20 protein-coding genes are annotated in these 22,572 nt (G+C 62.9%); 10 read left to right on the top strand and 10 right to left on the bottom strand.

Annotation, left to right across the window (positions count from 1 at the left end):
* Positions 1-24: 24 nt before the first annotated feature.
* The 3 genes from AC0L3H_RS14720 (at position 25) to AC0L3H_RS14710 (ending at position 4,051) form a co-directional block, all read left to right on the top strand.
* Positions 25-2,436, top strand: a complete 2,412-nt coding sequence (locus AC0L3H_RS14720; RefSeq protein WP_473585942.1) for a phosphoketolase family protein — start codon at positions 25-27, stop codon at positions 2,434-2,436.
* Positions 2,436-3,608: an acetate/propionate family kinase gene (locus AC0L3H_RS14715; RefSeq protein WP_473490925.1), complete on the top strand. Its 1,173-nt coding sequence runs from the start codon at positions 2,436-2,438 to the stop codon at positions 3,606-3,608. Before AC0L3H_RS14720 ends, AC0L3H_RS14715 begins: the two co-directional genes overlap by 1 nt.
* A 107-nt stretch (positions 3,609-3,715) precedes the next feature.
* A complete protein-coding gene (locus AC0L3H_RS14710; RefSeq protein WP_287070205.1) occupies positions 3,716-4,051 on the top strand; it encodes a hypothetical protein in 336 nt (111 codons plus the stop codon).
* Positions 4,052-4,227: 176 nt separating this feature from the next.
* Here AC0L3H_RS14710 and pdxR read toward each other — a convergent pair whose 3' ends face one another.
* On the bottom strand, positions 4,228-5,736 hold the full coding sequence (gene pdxR, locus AC0L3H_RS14705; RefSeq protein ID WP_473490731.1) for a MocR-like pyridoxine biosynthesis transcription factor PdxR: 1,509 nt from the start codon (positions 5,734-5,736) through the stop codon (positions 4,228-4,230).
* A gap of 170 nt (positions 5,737-5,906) precedes the next feature.
* Between pdxR and AC0L3H_RS14700 the strand changes: the two genes are divergently transcribed.
* Genes AC0L3H_RS14700 through AC0L3H_RS14690 form a run of 3 tightly spaced genes read left to right on the top strand, consistent with a single transcriptional unit; the run spans position 5,907 to position 8,135 of the window.
* Positions 5,907-6,539, top strand: a complete 633-nt coding sequence (locus tag AC0L3H_RS14700; RefSeq protein ID WP_287173977.1) for a LysE family translocator — start codon at positions 5,907-5,909, stop codon at positions 6,537-6,539.
* Positions 6,540-6,551: 12 nt separating this feature from the next.
* Positions 6,552-7,469, top strand: a complete 918-nt coding sequence (locus AC0L3H_RS14695) for a dihydrodipicolinate synthase family protein (protein ID WP_473585941.1) — start codon at positions 6,552-6,554, stop codon at positions 7,467-7,469.
* Positions 7,470-7,493: 24 nt separating this feature from the next.
* The gene (locus tag AC0L3H_RS14690) at positions 7,494-8,135 is read left to right on the top strand and encodes a LysE family translocator (protein ID WP_473490729.1); all 642 of its coding nucleotides are present in this window, start codon (positions 7,494-7,496) and stop codon (positions 8,133-8,135) included.
* 68 nt (positions 8,136-8,203) lie between these two features.
* Here the strand turns inward: AC0L3H_RS14690 and AC0L3H_RS14685 are convergent, their stop codons facing one another.
* The 5 genes from AC0L3H_RS14685 to AC0L3H_RS14665 all read right to left on the bottom strand — a co-directional run bounded on the left by AC0L3H_RS14685 (position 8,204) and on the right by AC0L3H_RS14665 (position 12,178).
* Entirely contained in the window at positions 8,204-8,434 is a 231-nt protein-coding gene (locus AC0L3H_RS14685) for a hypothetical protein (RefSeq protein WP_473490728.1), read from the bottom strand.
* Between the two features lie 67 nt (positions 8,435-8,501).
* On the bottom strand, positions 8,502-9,569 hold the full coding sequence (locus AC0L3H_RS14680; protein WP_473585940.1) for a methyltransferase: 1,068 nt from the start codon (positions 9,567-9,569) through the stop codon (positions 8,502-8,504).
* Positions 9,570-9,784: 215 nt separating this feature from the next.
* Positions 9,785-10,462, bottom strand: coding sequence for a DUF6064 family protein (locus tag AC0L3H_RS14675; protein WP_473490726.1), 678 nt, complete (start codon positions 10,460-10,462; stop codon positions 9,785-9,787).
* Positions 10,463-10,549: 87 nt separating this feature from the next.
* A complete protein-coding gene (locus tag AC0L3H_RS14670) occupies positions 10,550-11,404 on the bottom strand; it encodes an aldo/keto reductase (RefSeq protein ID WP_473585984.1) in 855 nt (284 codons plus the stop codon).
* Positions 11,405-11,677: 273 nt separating this feature from the next.
* Positions 11,678-12,178 carry a hypothetical protein gene (locus AC0L3H_RS14665; protein WP_128183963.1) on the bottom strand — a complete coding sequence of 167 codons (501 nt, stop codon included), beginning with the start codon at positions 12,176-12,178 and terminating at the stop codon, positions 11,678-11,680.
* Between the two features lie 239 nt (positions 12,179-12,417).
* Here AC0L3H_RS14665 and AC0L3H_RS14660 point away from each other — a divergent pair, with 239 nt between their 5' ends.
* Positions 12,418-13,263 (top strand): alpha/beta hydrolase, encoded by an 846-nt coding sequence (locus AC0L3H_RS14660; protein ID WP_473585939.1) that lies wholly within the window; start codon positions 12,418-12,420, stop codon positions 13,261-13,263.
* Positions 13,264-13,291: 28 nt separating this feature from the next.
* Positions 13,292-14,878 carry an ABC transporter substrate-binding protein gene (locus AC0L3H_RS14655; protein WP_473585938.1) on the top strand — a complete coding sequence of 529 codons (1,587 nt, stop codon included), beginning with the start codon at positions 13,292-13,294 and terminating at the stop codon, positions 14,876-14,878.
* 100 nt (positions 14,879-14,978) lie between these two features.
* Here the strand turns inward: AC0L3H_RS14655 and AC0L3H_RS14650 are convergent, their stop codons facing one another.
* Entirely contained in the window at positions 14,979-15,170 is a 192-nt protein-coding gene (locus AC0L3H_RS14650) for a hypothetical protein (RefSeq protein WP_473585937.1), read from the bottom strand.
* A 240-nt stretch (positions 15,171-15,410) separates the two neighbouring features.
* On the opposite strand from AC0L3H_RS14650, the gene AC0L3H_RS14645 reads away from it, so the two are divergent.
* Complete coding sequence (locus tag AC0L3H_RS14645; RefSeq protein ID WP_473585936.1) at positions 15,411-17,348, top strand: adenylate/guanylate cyclase domain-containing protein; 1,938 nt, start codon at positions 15,411-15,413, stop codon at positions 17,346-17,348.
* A 76-nt stretch (positions 17,349-17,424) separates the two neighbouring features.
* Positions 17,425-17,613, top strand: coding sequence for a hypothetical protein (locus AC0L3H_RS14640; protein WP_473585935.1), 189 nt, complete (start codon positions 17,425-17,427; stop codon positions 17,611-17,613).
* 225 nt (positions 17,614-17,838) lie between these two features.
* Here AC0L3H_RS14640 and AC0L3H_RS14635 read toward each other — a convergent pair whose 3' ends face one another.
* From AC0L3H_RS14635 to AC0L3H_RS14625, 3 genes are all read right to left on the bottom strand, one after another.
* Complete coding sequence (locus AC0L3H_RS14635) at positions 17,839-19,725, bottom strand: adenylate/guanylate cyclase domain-containing protein (RefSeq protein ID WP_473585934.1); 1,887 nt, start codon at positions 19,723-19,725, stop codon at positions 17,839-17,841.
* A gap of 452 nt (positions 19,726-20,177) precedes the next feature.
* A complete protein-coding gene (locus AC0L3H_RS14630; protein ID WP_473585933.1) occupies positions 20,178-20,930 on the bottom strand; it encodes an MOSC domain-containing protein in 753 nt (250 codons plus the stop codon).
* Between the two features lie 7 nt (positions 20,931-20,937).
* Positions 20,938-22,569, bottom strand: a complete 1,632-nt coding sequence (locus AC0L3H_RS14625; RefSeq protein ID WP_473585983.1) for an ABC transporter ATP-binding protein — start codon at positions 22,567-22,569, stop codon at positions 20,938-20,940.
* Between the last annotated feature and the right edge of the window lie 3 nt (positions 22,570-22,572).

The following is a 22,572-nucleotide window of genomic DNA, read 5'->3' as shown; positions in this document are numbered from 1 at the left end:
CGAACGCATTCTGGAGATTTTTCGATGAACGACGAGGCTCAGAAAGCTGCGACCACAACGGGCCTTTATCAGATCGATCTCATGGACCGCTATTGGCGGGCCGCGAACTACATTTCGGTTGGCCAGATCTATCTGATGGATAATCCGCTGCTGCGCGAGCCGCTGAAAGCCGAACACGTCAAGCCGCGGCTGCTTGGCCATTGGGGCACGACGCCTGGCCTCAACTTCATCTACGTCCACCTGAACCGCGTCATCCGTCAACGCGGTCTCGACGTTCTGTTTATCTGCGGCCCGGGTCATGGCGGCCCGGCGATGGTGGCGAACACCTGGCTTGAGGGCAGCTACAGCGAAATCTATCCCGAAATCGGCCAGGGCGAAGACGGGTTGAGGAAACTTTTTCGGCAATTCTCGTTCCCCGGCGGAGTGCCGAGCCACGCTGCTCCGGAAACGCCCGGCTCGGTCCATGAAGGCGGGGAACTGGGATATGCGCTGGTCCATGCTTTCGGCGCGGCCTTCGACAATCCCGATCTGGTGGTCGCCTGCGTCGTCGGCGACGGCGAAGCGGAAACCGGTCCGCTCGCGGCGGCATGGCACTCCAACAAGTTCCTCAACCCGGCATCCGACGGCGCTGTCCTGCCGATCCTGCATCTCAACGGCTACAAGATCGCCAACCCGACGATCCTTGCCCGCATGGATGACGTGGAATTGCGAGCCCTGTTCGCCGGCTATGGCTACGAACCTTTTTTCGTCGAAGGTCACGAGCCGGTTCCCATGCATCGGTTGATGGCCATCAAGCTGGACACCGTGCTCGACAGAATCCGCTCGATCCAGGAGCGCGCCCGTACGCCGTTCTGGCAAGGAGAGCGTCCGCTGTGGCCGATGATCGTGCTGCGCAGCCCGAAGGGGTGGACCGGCCCGAAGGAGGTCGATGGCGAGAAGGTCGAGGATTTCTGGCGCTCGCATCAAGTGCCGGTGTCGAACGCCCGCAGCAATGCGGGACACCGCAAGATCCTCGAAGACTGGATGCGGAGCTACGAGCCGGAAAAGCTGTTCGACGACAGCGGGCATCTTCTTCCAGAGCTGGCGGCGCTTGCGCCAACCGGATCCAAGCGCATGGGCGCAACCCCCTATGCCAACGGCGGACTGCTGAAGCGCGACCTCGTGCTTCCCGATTGGAAAAACCTGGCGCTCGATGTGCCGCGTCCGGGTGGCGCCAAGGCCGAGGCGACGCGGGTTCTCGGGGGCTATCTTCGCGACGTCATGAGCCTGAATGAGCAGGCCCGGAATTTCCGGCTGATGGGGCCGGACGAGACATCCTCCAACCGGCTTGACGAGGTATTCGAGGTTACCGACCGGGTCTGGATGCAGCGGATAGAGCCCTATGACGTAAAACTCTCCCGGGACGGCCGCGTCATGGAAGTGCTCAGCGAGCATCTCTGCCAGGGATGGCTGGAGGGCTATTTGCTGACCGGCCGCCATGGCCTGTTCTCCTGTTACGAGGCGTTCATCCACATCGTCGATTCCATGGTCAACCAGCATGCGAAATGGCTGAAGACATCCCGCGAGCTTGCCTGGCGCGAGCCGATCGCTTCCCTCAACTACCTGCTGACCTCGCATGTCTGGCGGCAGGATCACAATGGCTTCAGCCACCAGGATCCGGGCTTTGCCGATTTCGTCGCCAACAAGAAGGCCGACACGGTCAGGCTCTATTTCCCGCCGGATGCCAACACGCTGCTGTGGATCACCGACCATTGCCTGAGAACCTATAACCGCATCAACGTCATCACCGCCGGCAAGCAGCCGGCGCCGCAATGGCTGTCCGTCGACGCCGCGGAGGCCCACTGCAGGGCGGGGGCGGGAATCTGGGAGTGGGCCGGGACGGTTGCCAAGGGCGAGGATCCGGATGTGGTCATGGCCTGCGCCGGCGACGTGCCGACACTGGAGACGCTCGCGGCCGCCGACATTCTGCGTTCGGCGCTTCCCGACCTGAAGGTACGCGTCGTCAACGTGGTCGACCTGATGACGCTGCAGTCGAATTCAGAGCATCCGCATGGCCTGGCGGACGAGGATTTCGACGCGCTGTTCACGAAGGCCAGGCCGGTCATCTTCGCCTATCACGGCTATCCCTATCTCATCCACCGCCTGACCTACCGACGCGCCAACCATGACAACATGCACGTGCACGGCTTTCGCGAGGAAGGCACCACGACGACGCCGTTCGACATGGTCGTGCTCAATGAGCTTGACCGCTACCACCTGGCGCTCGCGGTGGTCGAACGCGTGCCTGGGCTCGCCGAACGGGCGAAAGACCTTGCCGCCGAACTTCACGGGAAGCTTGCCGAACACAAGGCTTACGTCCGCGAGCATGGCGAAGACATGCCCGAGATCCAGGAGTGGAACTGGCCCGAGAACAGCGCGACGAAGGCTGGCGATTGATGCGACAGGCAATTCTTGCACTGAACGCCGGCTCCTCCAGCATCAAGTTCGGACTATACGATCTGGAACCCTCCGCCGAACTGCAGCTTGTCTCGCGTGGCAAGCTGGATCTCGGCGATGCGCCGAGGCTCAGCGCGAAAGCGGCCGACGGAACAGTGCAGTGTGATCGGCGGCTTGCCGCAGACGCACGCGATGCGGGCATCGGCGATTTGCTGCGCTGGATCGAGAGCGAACTTGGCGGCAGGAAACTGATATGCGCCGGTCACCGCATCGTGCATGGCGGGCGCGAGTTCGTCGACCCCGTCCGCCTGACGCCGGTCGTGATCGAGGCCCTGGACAGGCTGACGCCGCTTGCGCCGCTGCACCAGCCCCGCAGTCTCGCGCCGATCCGCACACTTGCGGCGCTGCGGCCGGATCTGCCGCAGGTCGGCTGCTTCGACACCGCCTTCCATCAGACGATCGATCCGATCGTCAGCCGCTTCGCGCTGCCGCGCAAATACGATGCGGACGGAATCCGCCGCTACGGGTTTCACGGACTTTCCTACGAGTACATCGCCGGGCGGCTCAAGGCGATGTCGCCGGCGCTTGCAGCGAAGCGGACGATCGTCGCCCATCTCGGCAACGGGGCGAGCCTGTGCGCCATGCGCGACGGGAGAAGCTTCGACACGACGATGGGCTTTTCCGCGCTCGACGGGCTGGTCATGGGCACGCGTTGCGGCGCCATCGATCCGGGCGTGCTTTTGTACTTCGTCCTGGAACGAGGCATCGCCGGAGAGGCTCTGCAGCATATGCTCTATGAGCAATCCGGGCTGCTTGGAATATCCGGCATCTCGGGCGACATGCGCACGCTGGAAGCGAGCGACGACCCCCACGCCCGCGAAGCGGTAGAGCTTTTTGCCTTCAGGGCGGCACGGGAAGCTGCCGCGCTCGCCAACACGCTGGGCGGCCTCGAATGCCTGGTGTTCACCGCCGGCATCGGCGAGCGCTCGGCGCCGGTCCGCAAGGCAATATGCGAAAGGCTTGATTGGCTTGGCGTGGCGATCGACGAGCCATCCAATGCCGCCCATGCCGGGATCATAAGCCAACCGGACAGCAAGGTCGAAATACGCGTCGTCGCGACCGACGAGGAGAGCATCATTGCCCGCCACGCGCGGGAGCAAGGGGATGCTTGATACCGCAATCAGCGGCGCGTTTTCTGGGGCAAGGAACCCTGCGCGTCCGCGACCGTTTCCCCTATCTGATGACCTTGGGGGATATGATTACCAAAGGGAGAAATCCAATGGCGGAGACCACCAATATGGCAGGCGCCTCAAAGGCGGCAAACGATGCGCAGGAAGCGATGAAGAAACAGATCGCCGAGCTTCGTCGCGAAATCACCAAAATAAATCGGACCCTTTCCGACCGCGCCGAGGAGGCACAGGGCTGGTACGAAAGCGCCGCCGAACGGGCGTCGCGCGCAGCCGGGCAATTGCGTAGCCAGGCACACACTGTGACCGAAACCGTCCAGCAGAACCCAGGCACGATCTCTACGGCGATGATGCTTGGCGGCGTGCTCGGCGTTCTCTTGGGAATTGTGATCGCAAAGAGCTCCGAGCCTGAACGGCGGTGGTTCTAGAGCATTTTGCAGCCAAAAGCCTTGGTTTGGCGTCCGACAAAATGCGTAAAACAAAGAGTTAGAGCGCGGGTTTGGTCCACCAAAACGAAAGCGCTCGAGGGCAATTCACCACCCGCGCGGTGCCGAGGCTGCCTTCGGCGTCGCGCGCATGTTCCCTCAGGCAGGCCGTCAAGCACCTACGATTTGTCGCCGCTGCCTGTCGCCTCCTCGTAAGCGCGTCGAAGGAGCTTTAGTCCTCTGTGGATCTGGCTCTCGGTCAGACTAGCGTATCCCATTACCAGGCCGAGGCAGCTCCGACCCAATGTCTGATCGAAATCCAATGTCTGGTCGAAATAATGCGGCGATATGGAGTAGACGCCAACTCCGAGCGCGGCGGCTTTCTCGATGAACGATGCCGCCATAGCGGGCGGCATGTCGCGAAACCAGACGACGACGTGCAGACCGGCCTGCGCGCCTTCGACCCGAACGAGACCGCGGAATTCAGCCTGCAGAGCGTCGAGGAGCGCTGCACGTCGGCGGGCATTTTGACGCCGGGCCTTGCGCACGTGGCTTTCGTAGGCGCCGGATTCCACCAGGGTCGCGAGTGCCTCCTGTTCGAGGCTGGGGGCATGCCTGTCCGTCAACCGCTTGGCGTGGGCAAAAACCTCCTGCAACTCACGCGGAACGACGACGTAGCCGATCCGCAGCAACGGCGACAATGTCTTCGAAACCGTACCGATATAGATGACGTTCGACGCGCCTCCCAGCGCGCGAAGCGGCGGTATCGGGTTCATGTCGAAACGATATTCGCTGTCGTAGTCGTCCTCGACGATGTAGGCCCTCTTCTCTTTCGCCCATCCTAGCAGTTGCTGGCGTCGCCCCATCGACATTACGCTTCCGAGGGGAAACTGATGTGACGGCGTGACGTAAGCCAGCCGCGCGTCAACATCCGCCAACAGGTCAGCCCTGATGCCTTCGGCGTCAACCTCCACCGGGGCGGCGATGGCTCCTGTCATCTCGAAGACGCTCCGTGCCATCGGGTAGCAGGGCTCTTCGATGGCGAAGCCGTCGCCCTCATCGAGAAGCAGGCGGGCGCAGAGATCCAGTCCCTGCTGAGAACCGTTGACGACGACGATCTCGTTCACCTCGCAGCGGATGCTGCGCGCTCGCCAAAGATAGCCCTGCAGGGCGGCACGCAGGCGGGTCAAGCCACAGGGGTCGCCATAGGACAGCTTGAGCGGCCGTCCCAGCGCAGCATCGTTCATGGCCTTTCGCCAGGCAAGGGTCGGGAAGTCAGAGGCCGACATGTCGCCGTAGCGGAAGTCGGCTACGAGCTTCTCCGACGCAACCCGCATCGGGATGGCTCGGGATCGAAGCCTTTCTGCGAAAGCGGAGAGGCTGTGTGGCTCTGCGGCTGTATGAACGAGGTCTCCCGGCTCGCTGTGCGCGACCTTGATGGCTACCCGTGGCCGAGCGCCATGTCGAATGACCACGAACCCCTCGGCGGCGAGCTGTTCGTAAGCGGACGTCACAGTCGTTCGCGAGACGCCAAGCTCGACCGCCAGCGCACGAGCCGACGGAAGCACGTCTCCGCGGCCGTAGACCTCCGCCACGATCTGTTCCCGCAGGTTCTCATAGATCCCGCGGGCGCCCAATCCCGACGACGAACTTCCCGACGACGAATTCTGCTTGCGGGACTGGACCATTCGCGATTACCCAAATGAAGACGTTTCGTTGATCCAGACATTACCGGGAAAATCAGCCAGGCAAAGGCCTGAGGCCAACTGGACCAGCGCTTTTTATTCAAAACTGGTTCTATGTCAGGGCCAGTTGTGCTTGTATTGATGACGCCAGATTGCACCTCCTGGGAAGTAAAATGCTGGCCGAGTTCCACCAATTCATCATCGTCTTTACCGCCTACGTCATCGCTGCCGGCAGTCCCGGGCCGAGCAATATGCGCATCATGGCCGTCGCCATGAACGACGGCCGCGGGGCCGCGCTGGCAATCGCATCTGGCGTCGTCAGTGGCTCGATCTTTTGGGGCCTGATGGCGGCGTCAGGTGTCTCGGCGATCCTCAGTCGATACGCGCACGCACTTGTGGTCCTGCAGCTGCTCGGCGGCCTGTATCTTCTCTATCTCGCCTTCAAAGCGGGCAAGGCTGCGCTTTCTTCAGACAAGGATCAGCTTCGCCCGACCAACGAACGGAAGGCGACGGCGGCCACTCTCTACCAGCGCGGACTGCTGATGCATCTCACCAATCCGAAATCGATCCTGGCATGGATCGCGCTGATGACGCTGGGACTCGGGCCTGGGTCGTCGTCGCATACGGTTCTGGTGATCCTCGCGGGCTGCGCGGTGCTGAGCGTCACCATCTTCTGCGGCTACGCGATCGTCTTTTCGACCGCTCCCATGATCGCCCTGTATCGGCGGGCGCGGCGCTGGATCGAAGGCACGCTGGCGGTATTCTTCGGATTTGCCGGGCTAAAGCTTCTCCTGACCCGCATCTGAAAAGGTTCCTTCATGTCACTCTTCCAAGGCCTTTCAGCATTCCCGATGACCCCGGCGGACGCTTCCGGCAGGCTCGACCCCGTCGCCCTCGCGCGCCTTCTGAAAAACATCGAGGAGGCGAGAGCGGACTCCATCGGACTGCTCGGCAGTACCGGCGCCTACGCTTTCCTCACGCGACAAGAGCGTCGACGGGCGGTCGAAACGGCAATGGACACGGTCGGCGGCAAAATCCCGGTTATTGTCGGCGTCGGAGCGATCCGGACCAGCGATGCCGTGGACCTTGCCCGTGACGCGAAGGCTGCGGGCGCCGACGGCCTGCTGCTCGCTCCGGTTTCCTATACGCCGCTCTTCGACGACGAGGTCTTCGAACACTTCGCCGCAGTCGCCGACGCGGGGCAGCTCCCGCTTTGCATCTACAACAATCCCGGCACGACCAGGTTCACCTTCAGCCTGGATCTCATTTCCCGCTTGTCGAAGGTGGTCAACATCGAAGCCGTGAAGATGCCTTTGCCGTCCGGTGGTGACTTCGCGTCCGATCTTGCCTCCCTCCGGTCTGCGACCGGGTCGGCATTCAGGATCGGCTACAGCGGCGACTGGGGCGGCGCGCCTGCGCTGCTCGCCGGGAGCGACGCCTGGTATTCCGTCGTCGCAGGACTTCTGCCGTCACCGGCCCTGGCCCTGACGCGAGCGGCGCAAGCCGGGGACGCTGCGGCCGTCGAGCGACTTGACGCCGCCTTCGGACCGCTTTGGGCGCTGTTCAAGGAATTCGGCAGTTTCAGGGTGATGTATGTCGTCGCCAGTCTTCTGAACCTCTGCGACGTCGATCCGCCACGCCCTGTCCTCCCTCTGAAGGACCAGGCACGGCAGCGCGTCGCCGCCGCTCTCGACCATCTCGATGCGGTTTTCTCCGCTTATGTGCAAGCTCGATAGACAGTCTTTCATCAGGATATTGCCATGCTGGAATCCAACGCCTTCACCATCTACCTGTTCACGGCATTCCTGCTGGCGATTACTCCGGGTCCGGGGATTTTTTATGTCGCCGCCCGAACCCTTTCCGGCGGTCGCTCGGAAGGAATCGCTTCGAGCCTTGGCAATGGTCTCGGCGGGCTGTTTCATGTCGTGGCCGGCAGCCTTGGCGTCTCGGCGATCGTGCTGGCAAGCGCCGAATTGTTCACGGCACTCAAGGTGGTCGGCGCGCTCTATCTGGTCTGGATGGGATACCGAACCGTTCGCCATGCCAGGCTCGACTACAAGTCGCTGGGTCATTCGGAGCCGCCCGTCGGCACGATGCGGGCCTTCAGGGATGGCGTTCTTGTCGAAGTGATGAACCCGAAGACGGCCGCATTCTTCCTCGCCTTCATTCCCCAGTTTGTCGATACATCGTCGGATCACGTCGTTCTGCAGTTCCTGATCCTCGGCGCCATCTCGGTTGCCCTCAACACGCTCGCCGATATTGTCGTGGCGTTTGCAGCCGGAAGGCTTCGCGACGGCGCGGCGTCGCGTGCGAATCTCGTTCGCCGTCTTCGTGAAGGCTCGGGCGGTGCCATGATCATGCTTGGATGTGGGCTGCTGCTGGCAAAGCGCCCGGTTGCCTGAGCTTGTGAGAAGGAGCAAAAATGCATGACGGCCGCTGGCCTTGTACCTGCTATGACGGCCGAATTCGCTTACCTCATCGACATCAAGTTCGTGACCAGACCTGCCTTGACCTCAAGCACCGGCGCGGGCGCCTCGGCATGACCGATGTCCCGCAACCGATCGGGCGTCAAACCAGCGATTGCCCGACGTCTTGAGACGGTCCGTTGCCAGGTCTTGAGAGCCGCGATTGCGGTTGCTGTGGTTTTCAGCACAAGTCCAAGCAGACGGTGAAGATCGACGCGAGTTTGCGTGTGAGCCATTTCGGCCTCCATCATCATTGTCGGCAGGGTTGAACTGCGGGGCGCCTGTTACACTGCGCTTTGCGCCTTACGGCTTGCGGCCGATCACGGCGCCGTTCGCGCCGGGTGCCTCGAACCAGACCGTCTTGATGTGCCGGAATCCGGCTTCCTCGAGCCACGCCGAATATTCGGCCTGCGTGTAGTTTCGTCCTTCCGTCTCGATCAGCATGTTGAGGCTCATCAGCGCCGCCGGCGCCGGTCCGGTCTTTCCGTCATTGACGAGAAGCTCGCTGATGACGACTGCGCCGCCGCTCGGCAAAGCCCCGAACGACCGGCGCAGCAGGGCGCGGTTCTTCGCCTCGTCCCAATCGTGCAGGATCATCGACAGGAGATGCAAATCGTGATCCCCGGGAAGCTGCTCGAAGAAGTTGCCCCCTGCGGTCTCGATGCGGTCGGTCAAGCCGGCCTCGGCAATCTTTCCCGCGGCGATCGCGGCGACATGCGGCAAGTCGAACACGGTCGAACGCAGCGCCCCATACTGTTTGCAAAGCTCGATGTCGTACGCCCCCGATCCGCCGCCGATGTCGAGGAGGCGGCGGAAATGTCCGAAATCCAGGGCTTCGCCGAGCTTGCGCGCGGTCATCGTGGAGACCGAATGCATCGCCTCCCAGAACAGCGCCAGCATCATCGGATCTTCGCCGTCGAACGCCGAGGATCGCACCGCCGGGTCCCACGTGGTCGGCCGGTTCGTGCGCAGCGCCTCGATAAGCCTGCCCCAGCCGGGATAGAGCCGCTTGTCGAGCATCTGCACGAAGCCGCCGAAGTAATACGGTTTTCCGCGCACGAGATAGGTTTCGCTTAACGGCGTGTTGCGATAGCGGCCGCCGGTTTTCTCCAGGAGCCCGAGTGCAGCGCAGCCGGTCAACAGCATCTCGGCCGGGCGTTGATGCAGGCTGAGCGCTTCGGCCAGCTCGGCAACCGTGGTGCCGGCGCCGCCCGCAAGGCGGCTGAAGAGGTCCAGCTCATGCGCAGCGGCCAGAGTCTTGAAGGCCCAGAAACCGGTCGAAAGCGCCATCAGCGGGACGGCGGAAGGAAGTTCCGGCGTGGCGGCTATTGGTTGGACGGTTGGCGCTGTCCGCGAAAGTTGATTGACCATGATTACCTCTCTTTCAGAGCAAGTCACATCCGCAACCGGCTGGCGCAACCGGCTGGCTTGTGACAATCCACGCGGCGAGCGTGTGGCTGCGGTCTGCTGAAGTGCGAACCTGGCGGTACGGCGTTACGCGACGATTTCAGAAGGAGAAAATTCGGTTACGTCTGAAACTTGTATTATCTGGCCGGAGCCGGCTGATTTTCTCGATCGTGCCGGCATCACGGGGCGATGCGGCGCAGGGTCAAGGCAGCTAAAATGGTGGCCGCTGCCAGAAGCGGCAGCCAGGCTTGCGGATCGCCCATGGCATGCAGCGTCAGGCCGCTGAGCAGCAGCCACAGCAGCGGGATCGCCAACAGCAGCGGCACAAGCCCGCCGCTCGCGGCAAGCAGGACGCCGAGCGCTGCGATCGCCGTCGGGTCCGGCGCGATGCCGAAGACCTCGGCGCTCGCCGATGGCCGCCCGAAGAGCGGCGGCAGCAGGGGATAGACGACGAGGCCAGCGACCGCGATCAGCAGCCCGAGCCGCTCTGCGAGGTCCCGCCGGTCAAAGGCGAGGCCGCCGCGCGCACCGCCGATCACCAGCAGCAGCGCCTGCAGGCCGAAGGCCGGCGCGACATAGGCGATCGCCCAGTTGATCGCGGCATAGCGGCTCCACAGCAAGGACCAGCCGACGAAGGCAAAGAGCGCGGCGAGGACGAGCGTTATCCACAGACCATGGCGACGCGGCCGCTTAAGCACGAGCAGGACAATGGCGAGGCCGGCGGCGAGCGTCAGGAGATGCAGCGGCCAGAACGCGGCATTGGCCAATTCGAACATGCGCCAATAGACGCGCGGCGAGAAGAGCAGGAAATCCTCCAGCCGGTAGGTCCACCATTCCGACATCCAAGCAGGTTCCACAAAAGCCTCCCACGGTTTTGCGACAACAACCTGCGACAAACAACAGAATCCAGGCAGGCATTCGTGGGCCAGCCGACGAATGCCTGCCTAGAGGTCCCGGACGTAGGCCGCCATCCGCTCGCGCATGGCAGCGTCGGGGAGGGGTCCGGTCGCTGCCAACAGGTTCTCGCGCACGTGGTCGACGCGGGTGGTGGCGGGGATGGCGACGGTGACGGCGGGATGCGAAACGATGAATTTCAGTATGAACTGCGCCCAGGTCGCGGCACCGATCCCGGCCGCCCAGTCCGGCAGCGTCTCGCCCTGGAGCTGGCGCGTCAGCGCGCCTTGCCGAAACGGCCGGTTGACGATGACAGCCATGCCGCGCTCGGCCGCCAGCGGCAGCAGCCGTTGCTCCGCTTCTCGGTCGACGACGTTATAGGTGAGCTGCACGAAGTCGAGCGGATGCGCGCGCATGATCTGTTCGAACAAATCGTGCCGCCGTCCTTCGGACGTCGTGATGCCGACATAGCGGATCCGCCCGTCCGCCTTCATGGCGAACAGGGTTTCGAGATGCGTCTCCCAGGCGACGAGGTTGTGGACCTGCAGGAGGTCGAAGCGCGGCACCCCCCAGAAGCGGCGCGACTGCTCGATCTGCGCGGGTCCGTCGGCGGAGGAGGTCCAGACCTTCTCGGTGGAAAACAGCGCTTCGGGCCGGCCGAGCTTTTCGAGGCCATAGCCGATCACAGGCTGCGAGGAGCCGTACATCGGCGAGGAATCGATCATGCGGCCGCCTGCCGCGAAGAAGGCCGCCATCACCTCGGCGCACTCGTCGCGCAGCACCGGATCGTCGCCGACATTGAAGGTGATCCAGGTGCCCAGGCCGACAGCGGGGAGCATCTCTCCCGAGGAGGGGACAGCGCGCATCGCCGGCGCGGGCGGCGCGCCGGGCGCGGCAGCCGGCATCACCAGAGCCGCTCCAGAAGCGGCGGCAGCCTTCACGAATGTCCTGCGGGTGATGATCATCGTCTGCCATTCCTGTCCCTTCGACCTCTCGTACTCCCGACCCCAAGAATGGTTCCGGCCGACCGGCTTTTTCGCAAGGCGGATCGGCGGGGGCCGGCGGTCGTCTCTGGCGACGGTTCGGATATGGAACGTCTGCCTGAAACAGGAACGAATGCTGCGGGGCCTGGGTTGCGCCAGCCAGCCCGATTAGCTGGAACCCGATTTGCTGGCCGGTTACCTGGGGCTGGCTCTTGTCCTGACTTGATGGCGCTGGCGGGCATAGGCCACGCAGCCGTCTACCGTGCTGACGCAGAGCGCATCGCGGTGGTTCGGCGTGTTGTTGTCGCCGGCGTAGGCAACCTCGGCAACACGGCCGTCGACCATTCGGATTTGCGTGTTGCAATAGCCGCCAGGATCGACATTGAGCGATCCTCCAACCGTCGGGATCGCACCCACGGCCAAGGTTGGAATCACCACGTTGAGATTGCCGCGTTGAACGGTACGCTGATAGGTCCAGATCTGGCTTCCCCCCGCATCAGCGGTGGCAGTCGGAAAGCCGGCGCACATTCGAACGTCCGCCTCGCTGAGACCAACCATCTCTTTGCGGGCTGCCGCCGTTGTGGCGTCTTCCTTCGGGAGGTTCGACGTGTCGTCAGGGGCGACGCAGGAGGACACGATCGAACTGCCGGCCAGGAGAACAAGAGGGACAAGCTTGCGGATGCGGGAAAATATCATGTGACCGCGAAGTTAGGCGAGCAGACAACCGAGTCAACCTGCACAACTTCACGATGTCGTTTTGTCGTGCCGCTCGGCTGGACTTGACGCGCGACGGCCCGGATAGCTGCTCACGCTTGCCCGACGATGTCAGGCGTTGCGCGATGTAAAATACGTACTTTCCTGACGATGTGGATAAACAAATGCTTTTCAGTCACACAAAATGATGAAACAATGAAATTGAGATCGGGGAAAATTCGATGCGCAAGGTCAGCGGACATGGCAAGCGCCTGTCCTATTACGATTTCGGGCACACGACGGTGTACGCTTCCCGCTTCGACCAGCGCTTCCCCTATTGCGCCTATGTCCCCGACGACTATGACGAGGACGGCGACAAGACCTATCCGCTGGCGGTGATCGTGCATGGCACCGAGCGAGGCATGCTCGCCTACCGGGACGCCTTCGCCGACTTCGCCGAACAGAACGGCGTGATCGTGCTCGCCCCGCTGTTCCCGGCGAATATCTGTTTTCCGGGCGATCTTTCCTCTTACAAGATGCTGCGCCAGGGCGACCTGCATTACGATTCCGTGCTGCTCGACATGGTCGAGGAGATGCGCGAGCGCTATCGCATCCGCGGCGACCGCGTGCTGATGTACGGCTTCTCCGGCGGCGGCCATTTCACCCATCGTTTCCTGTTCCTCCACCCCGAACGTCTGCTGGCGGCATCGATCGGTGCGCCGGGCGTCGTGACCCTGCTCGATTTCGATCACGATTTCTGGGTCGGGGTGCGCGACTTCGAGAAAGTGTTCGGCAAGGCCATCGACCTCGACGCCATGCGCAAGGTTGCCGTGCAGATGGTGATCGGTGGTGACGATCTCCAAACCTGGGAGATCACCATCAAGCCGGAGGATGACTGGTGGATGCCCGGCGCCGATCTCGCCGGCGCGACCCGCAACGACCGGATCAGATCGTTGAAGGGCAGCCTGGAGAGACAGGGCGTCGAGGTGCAGTTGGATGTCGTGCCTGGCATCGCTCACAACGACGGCGCGCTCATCGCCAAGGTCAAGGAGTTCTTTGCGCGGACATTGACTGCGGCGCCCGCCTGAAAAACTGCAGTCAAACTGGAGATAAAAAATGGGAACAGGATTGATGATGGGAAGACGATTGCTCCAGGTGCTGGCGACAATCGCGGTGATGATTTGTGCACTGCCGGCGATGGCGCAGGAGCAGCCGAAGACCGGCGGCACGCTCAAGGTCCGCATCAACGCAGACATCCGCGCCACCGACGGTCTTAATCGCGACGCAAACACCGACACCGTGCTGCACCATATCTTTGAGACGCTGGTGGCTTATCGCGCCGATCTCACGGTGGGCCCGGCATTGGCCGAATCCTGGACAGTATCGGACGACGGCAAGACCTATGCCTTCACATTGCGGGACGGCGCGGTTTTCCACAATGGCGACGCCGTGACCTCATCCGACGTCAAATGGAACTGGGACCGCCGCATGGACCCGGCCAATCAGTGGTTCTGCATTCCGTTCTTCAACGGCAGCCAGGGCCTCAAGGTCGAGCAAGTGGCGACGCCTGATCCACGCACCGTGGTCTTCACGCTCAAGGCGCCGAATGCGCTCTTTCTGGCGCAACTCGCCAGTGTCCAATGCAATGGCTGGGTCGCCAGCCCGAAGAATGTCGGCGCCGACGGCAAGTGGCTCGCCGATTCCGCCATCGGCAGCGGCCCGTTCACGCTGAAGGAGTGGGTCAAGGGCCAGTATTTGGCGCTCGAGCGCTTCACCGACTACAAGCCGGTGAAGGAGGCGCCGAGCGGCTTTGCCGGCAGCCGTGAGGCCTATGTTGACGAGGTGCGCTTCATGGTCGTCCCCGACACGGCGGCGGCGGAAACCGCGCTGTTTGCCGGCGAACTCGATGTCCTGCCCGATCTTGAATCATCGCGTGCCGAGGAAGCCAAGTCGCGCGGCATGACGGTGCTGTCGACGCAAGGCCTGTCGTGGACGGTGATCCTGTTGCAGACCAAGGACCCGTTGCTGTCGAACGTCAAAATACGCGAGGCGCTGGCGCATGCCGCCGACATCAACCAGATCGCTGCCGCCAGCACCAGCGGTGCCGCCACGGGAGGTCCCTCGGCCGTCGCCCAGGCGAGCTCGTTCTTCGACGACGACTTCCTCAAATGGCCGGAATACGACCCGGCCAAGGCCAAGGCCCTGCTGGACGAAGCCGGTTACAAGGGCGAGCCGATCAAGATCCAGACCAACACCCGCTACCAGGGCATGTACGAGAACGCCGTGCTGCTGCAGGCGATGCTGACGGCCGCAGGCTTCAACGCCCAGCTCGAAGTGCTGGATTGGGCGGCACAGCTCGACAACTACCTTGTCGGCAAATTCCAGATCCAGTCCTTTGGCTATTCGGCTCGTCTCGATCCGTCGTTGATGTATGGCGTCATCCTTGGCGACAAGGCGACCGACCCGACGGCGCAGTGGGACAGCAAGGAGGCCCTCGATCTCTACACGAAGTCGATGGCCACGACCGACGCCGGGCAACGCAAGGCACTGTTCAAGCAGCTCCATGCACTCATGGCGAAGGATGTGCCGATCCTTGGCCTCTATTACGAGCCGTCCCTCGATGCCGTGTCGGCGAAAGTAAAGGGCTATTCGGTATGGCCCGCGGCAAACCCCCATGTATGGGGTGTCTGGAAAAGCGAATAGGCCGGCGGTTCTCCTGTCGCCAAAAGATCGGAGGCGTGTTGTCCTCCGATCTTGGTACCTGCCGCGTCGGTGTCTTCGCCGTGTTGAACGCAGTGCTCGATCAGAATCGGGTGGAAGAACGGCGTGAACGCGGTGTTGACCTCACAGCCCGCCTCTGCCGGTCCTCGACCTTGAGTTCGCCCGCCTCGGTCCCCTCGCGAATGATCGGCTCAAAGATCGTCACCATTCGCTCGATATGCGACTTGATGATAGCCCGGTTCTCCTGCATGGCGGCGACGATCATGTCGTGCATGCGCCTTTCCGGGAGTTGACACTCTCGACACTGCGCGAGAAAGGGGCGCATCTTCGAGGCGCCCGCGTCCGCGACTGAGGCGGGCGCTCTTCCATATTTACGAAAGGAACACCCCTATGAGGATCGGAATCATCGGCGCTGGAAACATCGGCGCCACATTGGTGCGAATGCTTCGGCGCGTCCTTTCCTTAAAGCCGTCACCGGGCTTGCAATGCGGTGGCGCATTATGACGTTGGCTGCATGAGCACGTCCGCACAACCAGTGCGTCTGGTCCGCCCCGAAAAGAAGCGGCGTCGCATACCCATTGCAGTCATCATGGCGATGAGTTTCGGCAGCCTCGTGTTCCTGTCGGTCGGCGGCGTGCTCGCATTGTCGGTCGGCGCCAACCTTCGCAACACTTTCGACCTGCTCGGCGCCCAGTCGACGCTCCTGATCGATGCGATGGAGGATTTGCTGCGCGCGGAGATGGGGCGCGCCGAGAGCGCCGTGGACGGCGTCGCGCAGCTCTACAAGCAGGGCGAGTTCCAGATCGACGACGAGGCGATGTCGGCGGCACTTGCCAGTGCGCTGGCGGCAGCGCCGGGGGTGAACGCAATGTTGATCTGCACACCCGACCTGATTTGCAGGGGGGCGGCGGTGACCGGGGACAACGACGCCAAATATCCTGCCGGAACGATCCGGAAACTCCCCGCCGAGACCGAGAAATCGCCGCAAGTGCGCGCCGTTCTTGAAGAGCGCCAGCAGGTCGACGGACGCAGGTGGGGCGCCTTCGTGGCCAACGAGTATGGCTTGTTCGCCAACGTCTCGGCGCCGCTGTCACGCGATGGCGCCACGAAGGCCTGGGTGATCGCCGCGGTGGAACTGCAGAACTTGTCCAAAATCACGCAGGAATTGTCGTCGCGCTTCGGCACGCATGCCTTCATTCTGGATGGCGACGGATCCATCCTGGCGGACCAGCGGCTGGCTTCCCCGGATGCGCTGAAGAACGGCATCCTGCCGCTGACGCCGCTCGTCAATTTCGGCGATCCGGTTCTCGCCGGATATGAGGCGCGCAAACCAGAAGCGGAGTTCAGCACGCAGCGTACCCGCGATATCGAGGTTGCCGAAATCCAGGTTGGCGACAAGGACGGTTCGACGTCATGGGACGGAGAGAACACTTACGTCGCTATTACCCGTGAGATCACCGGCTATGGCGACCGGCCCTGGACGCTCGGCGCATATTTCAAGACCAGTCAGATCGGTGACGAAATCGAGCGCGTCATGGGATCGGCCATGCTTGGACTTGGCGCGATGGCGGTGGCGGTCATCGTCGCGATTCTTCTCGGCAAGCGCCTGTCGCGCCCGATCCAGGCGATTGCCGGCCAGGCCACGCGCGTCGCCGATTTCGATCTCGACGGCGTGACCCCCCTGCCGCGCAGCAGTGTGCTGGAGTTGGACAACCAGGCTTCGGCCTTCAATGCCATGCTGATCGGTCTGCGTGCATTCTCGACCTATATTCCGCGCTCGCTGGTGGCCAAGCTGGTGCGCACCGGAGAGATCGGCATCGCCGAACCGCGCGAAGCGGTCGTCACCGTCATGTTCACCGACATCGCCGGCTTCACCACGCTGTCGGAACAGATGGACGCCGCCGCCGCGGCCAGGCTGCTGAACCACCACTTCGCGATCCTGTGCGGCGCGGTCGATGCACATGGCGGTACTGTCGACAAGTTCCTGGGCGACGGCATGCTGGCGTTCTTCGGCGCGCCGGATCGTTTGAAGGGCCATGCCGCCGCGGCCGTCCGCGCAGCCGCGGCCATCCGCGAGGAGCTGGACAAGGACAATCTGGAAGCGGCTGGCGAAGGCCGGCCTCCGCTTCATGTCCGCATCGGCATCCACACGGGCTCCGTCATCGTCGGCAATATCGGCGCATCCGACCGCGTCAACTATACGATCGTCGGCGACACCGTGAACGTCAGCCAGCGGCTGCAGGACCTCGGCAAGCAGCTCGAACCGGGCGCCACCGCCGCAATCGCCATTTCCGGTGAGACCGCGTCGCGGCTCGACGAAAGGTTCGAAAGGATCCCGGCGGGCAAGCACCGGCTGCGCGGCCGCGGCGAGGCGACGGAGGTCTTCCAGCTTGGCAAAGTCGCGACGTCAGCATCGCCCCCTATGGACGTTCACCGCGCCCAAGCGGGCTGAGTAACATGGCGACAAGGCGACCGACCCGACGGCGCAGTGGGACAGCAAGGAGGCCCTCGATCTCTACACGAAGTCGATGGCCACGACCGACGCCGGGCAACGCAAGGCACTGTTCAAGCAGCTCCATGCACTCATGGCGAAGGATGTGCCGATCCTTGGCCTCTATTACGAGCCGTCCCTCGATGCCGTGTCGGCGAAAGTAAAGGGCTATTCGGTATGGCCCGCGGCAAACCCCCATGTATGGGGTGTCTGGAAAAGCGAATAGGCCGGCGGTTCTCCTGTCGCCAAAAGATCAGAGGCGTGTTGCTCTCCGATCTTTCGATTGAAGGTACCTTCGCAATCAGAACGAGCAACCAGCGTCAGAAGCGGCCAATCAGACACACTTCGGACATGACGGCAATGGGCCGGTAGCGGTGTTGAGCAGATACATCTGAAATTTACGCCACTGCGACACGAGCTATTTCGGTCGTCAGGGAAGCTCGCTGAAGGGCTACTTCAGGCACTCAGAAAGACGTTTTGGATCGGTCATCTTAGCCAGTTGGTCGTCGGAGGCGCATGGCGGAAAACCAGCCGGCAGCAAGGTTTCCAGCAAGCGCTCTCGCTCTACGGCACTGATCCCCGGCGTGTTGACGATACCCTCGACGGTCATATCCGGGTGCCGCTTGAGCGCCTCCTTAACCGAGGCTTGCGCCTCTTCTATCCGGCCTGCGCCTGCGAGCGAACCGCTGCGCACCATCCACCTCCACTGGTTGTAGTTGTCAGGTGTCAGGCCTTCCAGCATCTTCAACGCATCGTCATATCGGCCGACCATATAGTAAGCATAGGAGAACGGGCCTGAGGTCCACATCGGATAGTTCGGATCGAGCCGGATCACCCGATCAACCAATTCCGCGCCACGTTCTGGTTCGCCGAAGGACGCCGCCCAGCTGGCGTAGAAGGTCAAGATTTCTGCCGAACCGGGGGCAAGGCGCACGGCCGTGTCCAGCTCAGCTTTGGCACGCGAGAGGTCGCCCCGCTCGCCCAAGCTCATGCCGAGCGCGGCGTGAGCTTCCGCGTCCCTCGGATCGAGCCGCACGGCGCGTTCGGCTGCATCGGCAGCCGCCGCTGCTCCCTTCTCGGGATTGACGCCGAAGTTCGCCAACAGAGAGTGAGAGTGGTAAAGTTCGACCCAGGCGCGGGCGAGCCCGGGATCCAACTCGACGGCGCGATTGAGGAGCTTGATGGCCTCTTCAATGTCCGCTTTGGTGATCCGCTCAAGCTTCTCGGTGCCAAGCAGATATAGCTCATAGGCGTTCAGGTTTTCTGGCGACTTGCGTTTGGCCGCGGCCCGCCCCGCTTCCTGGATCAGCCCCGCGCCGCCGCCGAGCCGGTTGGTGACCTGTTCGGATATCTCGGTCTGGACGGCGAACACATCTTCGGTGGGCCGGTCCCAGCGCTCCGACCACAGATGGTTGCCGGATTGCGCGTCGATCAACTGCGCGGTGATCCGCACGCGACTGCCCTGGCGCTGGATCGAACCTTCGAGCACATAGCCGACATGGAGCGCTTTGGCGACCTCGCGGGCATCCACTGGCTTGCCCTTGTAGGCTTCCGTCGAATTGCGCGCCACCACCTCCAATTCCGGGAAGCGCGCAAGATCGGTGATGATGTCCTCTGTAAGGCCGTCGGCCAGCCTTCCAGTAGCGTCGTCGCCCCCATAATTATCAAATGGCAGCACAGCCACCGATGGCCTAGCACTCACTGGTGCCGCCGGCCAGAATTGCCAAGCCGCTGCGACGGCAAGCAGAAGGGCCACGGCCACCGCCATCCCCGCTAGCGCCCAGCGCGGAGAGGACCGTATTGAGCGATGGCGGATGCCCTGTTTTTCCAGTGTTATGCGGAAAACCTGCACAGGTTCGGTGACATTCTTGACCTTCTTCTCGCCCAAAGGTTCGAAACCGAAGGCAAGCTTCTTCTCGACCTCCTTGGCCACCTTCCCGGAGACACAGATGCCGCCGGACTCCGCCAATTGTTGGAGGCGGGCGGCAATATTGACCCCGTCGCCGTAACGGTCGTCACCGTCGATTATCACCTCGCCAAGATTTATTCCGATCCTGACCAAGATCTGCTTGGCCTCGGGAAGCGACGCATTGCGCTCGGTTAGGCCACGCTGCAGCGAGACTGCACATTCCACCGCATCGACCACGCTGGCAAACTCGGCCAGCAAGCCGTCGCCCATGAGCTTGAAAATGCGACCGTGGTGCCGCGCAATCTCTGGCTCGAAAAGCTCTGCGCGACCAGCTTTCAGCCGTGCAAAAGTCCCCGCTTCATCACGCTCCATTTGAGCGGAATAGCCGACCACATCAGCAGCCAGAATGGCAGCAAGCTTGCGGTCCATGTCTAAGACCCTGCCTTCAGCTGAATAGTAGACGGCTTCCGACTAAGCGTAAAGGCGCTCGAAATTGCGCAGGGAGGAGGCAGTTCGCTAGGCTGACGCTGGTCTCTGGTCCGAGCTCATCATGGCAATGCTCCGATGATGGTTAAGCTGATCTTCAAGGCGGTGATTTTGCCAAGGTCCACAATTGGGCACAACCGCGGCTGTCACTGTGGTCGCTGGGACGTCGGCTTCAGGAAGCGGCCAAACCGATCGCAGCGTCCGAGATCGGCGCGAGGCCGACATCTTTTATGGCATCACGACCGTCTGCTTCGGGTCACCGCTTCCCCTTCGGACTCTCCCGCGGAAGGTGAGAAAAGTGGTCGTGAGCTGTATTCGCCCCCGGCGCCAAGCGTTGGATGTTCACCTCTAGCGTCACGACGTGCCGCCGTCCGGCGTCGAAAGCTGGACAAAGGTCAGGCTTCGTTCAAGGTGACCTGGTCGCCCAGCCCGATCTTGCCCGGTTCGATGATTTGGCAGAGCGCGCCGAAGCCGCCTTCGCCATGGCGCGCTATGGTTTGCAGCACTGCCGGCTCGAAGGCGAGATCGCCTTGCGCCAGCGCCGTGAAGGTGCAGCGCGCGCACGGTTCCGAGATCAGGATCCGCGCCTTCCCGATCGCCAGCACTTTCCCGATGATCTGCTGCTCGACGAAACCTTCCCGCGAGGCGTCGGTTTCGATCACGATGTTGGGCCGGAATCGCCTGGAATCCACTTGCGAAGGATCCTCAAGCAGGCCGGCAAGCCTGTTCATCGAGGCTGACGTGACGATGTGGATGTCGGCGCGCTTATAGCGTGGCGCGATATGATCCCGGGCTTCCGAGCCGAAGCGGACATGTGGGTGCAGCGCCGCCGGGAAATCGAGGAAGGCCGAAACCAGCTCGCCTGCGAGGCTGGAGCCGGCATCGATCCACGAGCCGTTCAAGCCGATTTCCGGCCGGTCACCCTTCAGCCTTGCACCAAGGTTGGGCAGCGGTCGCCAGTGTTTTCGCTTCTCCGGCGCGGCAACAGTGCCGTCGCGCCGGTCGATGATGCCCCAGATCCGATCGCCCGGAATCCCGCCCTGCGCAAGCTCAGTCCCGTCCAGCCGTTCGCCGCCCATCGAACTGATGGGGTATCGCCAGATCTCCGTAATGCGGCCAAACGCTGTCATGATGCGGCGACGAGCCATGCCGTCCTCATCGAGCCACTGCCTTGCGTGCGCCCGCGCCATCGGCGAAATGACGATCGATCAGCATCGCGGCATCGAGAAGGGCGCGTGTGTAGGCGTGGCGCGGTCGATCGAAGACGTCGTCGCGGTTGCCGAGCTCGACAATCCTTCCGTCCTGCATGACGGCGACCCGATCGGCAACCTGCTCCACCGCACCCAGATCATGCGAGACGAACAGGCAGGCGAACCCGTAGCGTTCCTGCAACGACCGGATCAGAAGCAGGATCTGTTTCTGCACCGTCATGTCGAGCGCCGAGACCGGCTCGTCGGCGACGACGAAGGCCGGTCGCCTGACGATCGCCCGGGCGATCGCGACGCGCTGGCGCTGGCCGCCTGAAAGCTGATGCGGGAAACGCTCCAGAAGGTCGCGCGTCAGCCCCACGTCCTCGATGACCTCATCCATGCGCGCGGTCCGCCGCTTGCGGTCCAATTCGGTGTCGAGCTTCAGCGGCTCGGTGATGGTCTCGGCAATCGACTGGCGAGGGTCGAGCGACGAATAGGGGTCCTGGAAGACGATCTGCATGTCACGACGCTGCGCACGCGCGTCAGCGGATCGATCGTTTGCAATCGCCGTGCCAAGAAACGAGATCGTACCACTGGCCGGCCTGACGAGACCGACAATGGCGCGCCCGAGCGTCGTCTTACCGGAGCCCGACGCGCCGACCAGCGCCAGGGTTTCGCCGCGCCGGATGGTCAGGTCGACGCCGTCGACGGCGCGCTTCGGCTGCGCGCGCCCAAACAGCCTTGGACGGCCCGGATAGTCGATGACGACATTGCTGATCTCGACCAGGGGCGGGCCGTCGACGGCTTTTCTCGATCCGCCGGCGCTGCGCTTGGGAAGCGCATCCACCAACCGCTTCGTGTAATCGTGCTGCGGTGCGTGAAGCACTTGGGTGCTGCTTCCCTGTTCGATCGCCTTGCCTTCGCACATCACCGTCACGTTGTTCACATAGTGCGACACCATGCCGAGGTCGTGGCTGATCAGCAGGACGGCGGTTCCGTTCTCCCGCGTCAGCTCGACCATCAGGTCAAGCACGTCGCGCTGCACCAGCGTGTCGAGCGCGGTGGTCGGCTCGTCGGCGATCAGCAGGCGCGGCTTGAGCAGCATGACCGATGCCAGCATGATGCGTTGGCGCATGCCGCCGGAGAATTCGTGCGGATAGGCCGCAAGGCATTTGCCGGGATCCTTGATCTGGATCCTCTCCAGCATTGCCAGCGAGCGGTCCTTTATCTCGGCGCGCGACATGGCGCTATGCAGGCGCAGACCCTCCGCCATCTGCTCGCCGATGGTGACGGCGGGATTGAGCGAGACCATCGGCTCCTGGAAAACCTTGCCGATCCGCGCACCGCGTATCTGGCGCAGCGCCTTTGGAGCGAGGCGGGTGAGCTCTTGTCCTTCGAAGTGGATGCTGCTGTCCGGCGTCGTGACCAGCGGAGCAGGGAGCAAGCTCACGATCGAGCGGGCCGCCATCGTCTTGCCCGAACCGGATTCCCCGACCAGCGCTAGCATGTCACTGGGGGCGAGGTCGAAATTCAGCCCGTCGACGATCCGCTTTCCCGATGGCCCGACCGAGATCGACAGGTTGCGCACTGAAAGCATCGT

The sequence above is a fragment of the Mesorhizobium sp. WSM4816 genome (assembly GCF_055811535.1).
Note: the sequence above shows the minus strand (reverse complement) of the source record. Positions and strands in the feature narration are given on the sequence as shown.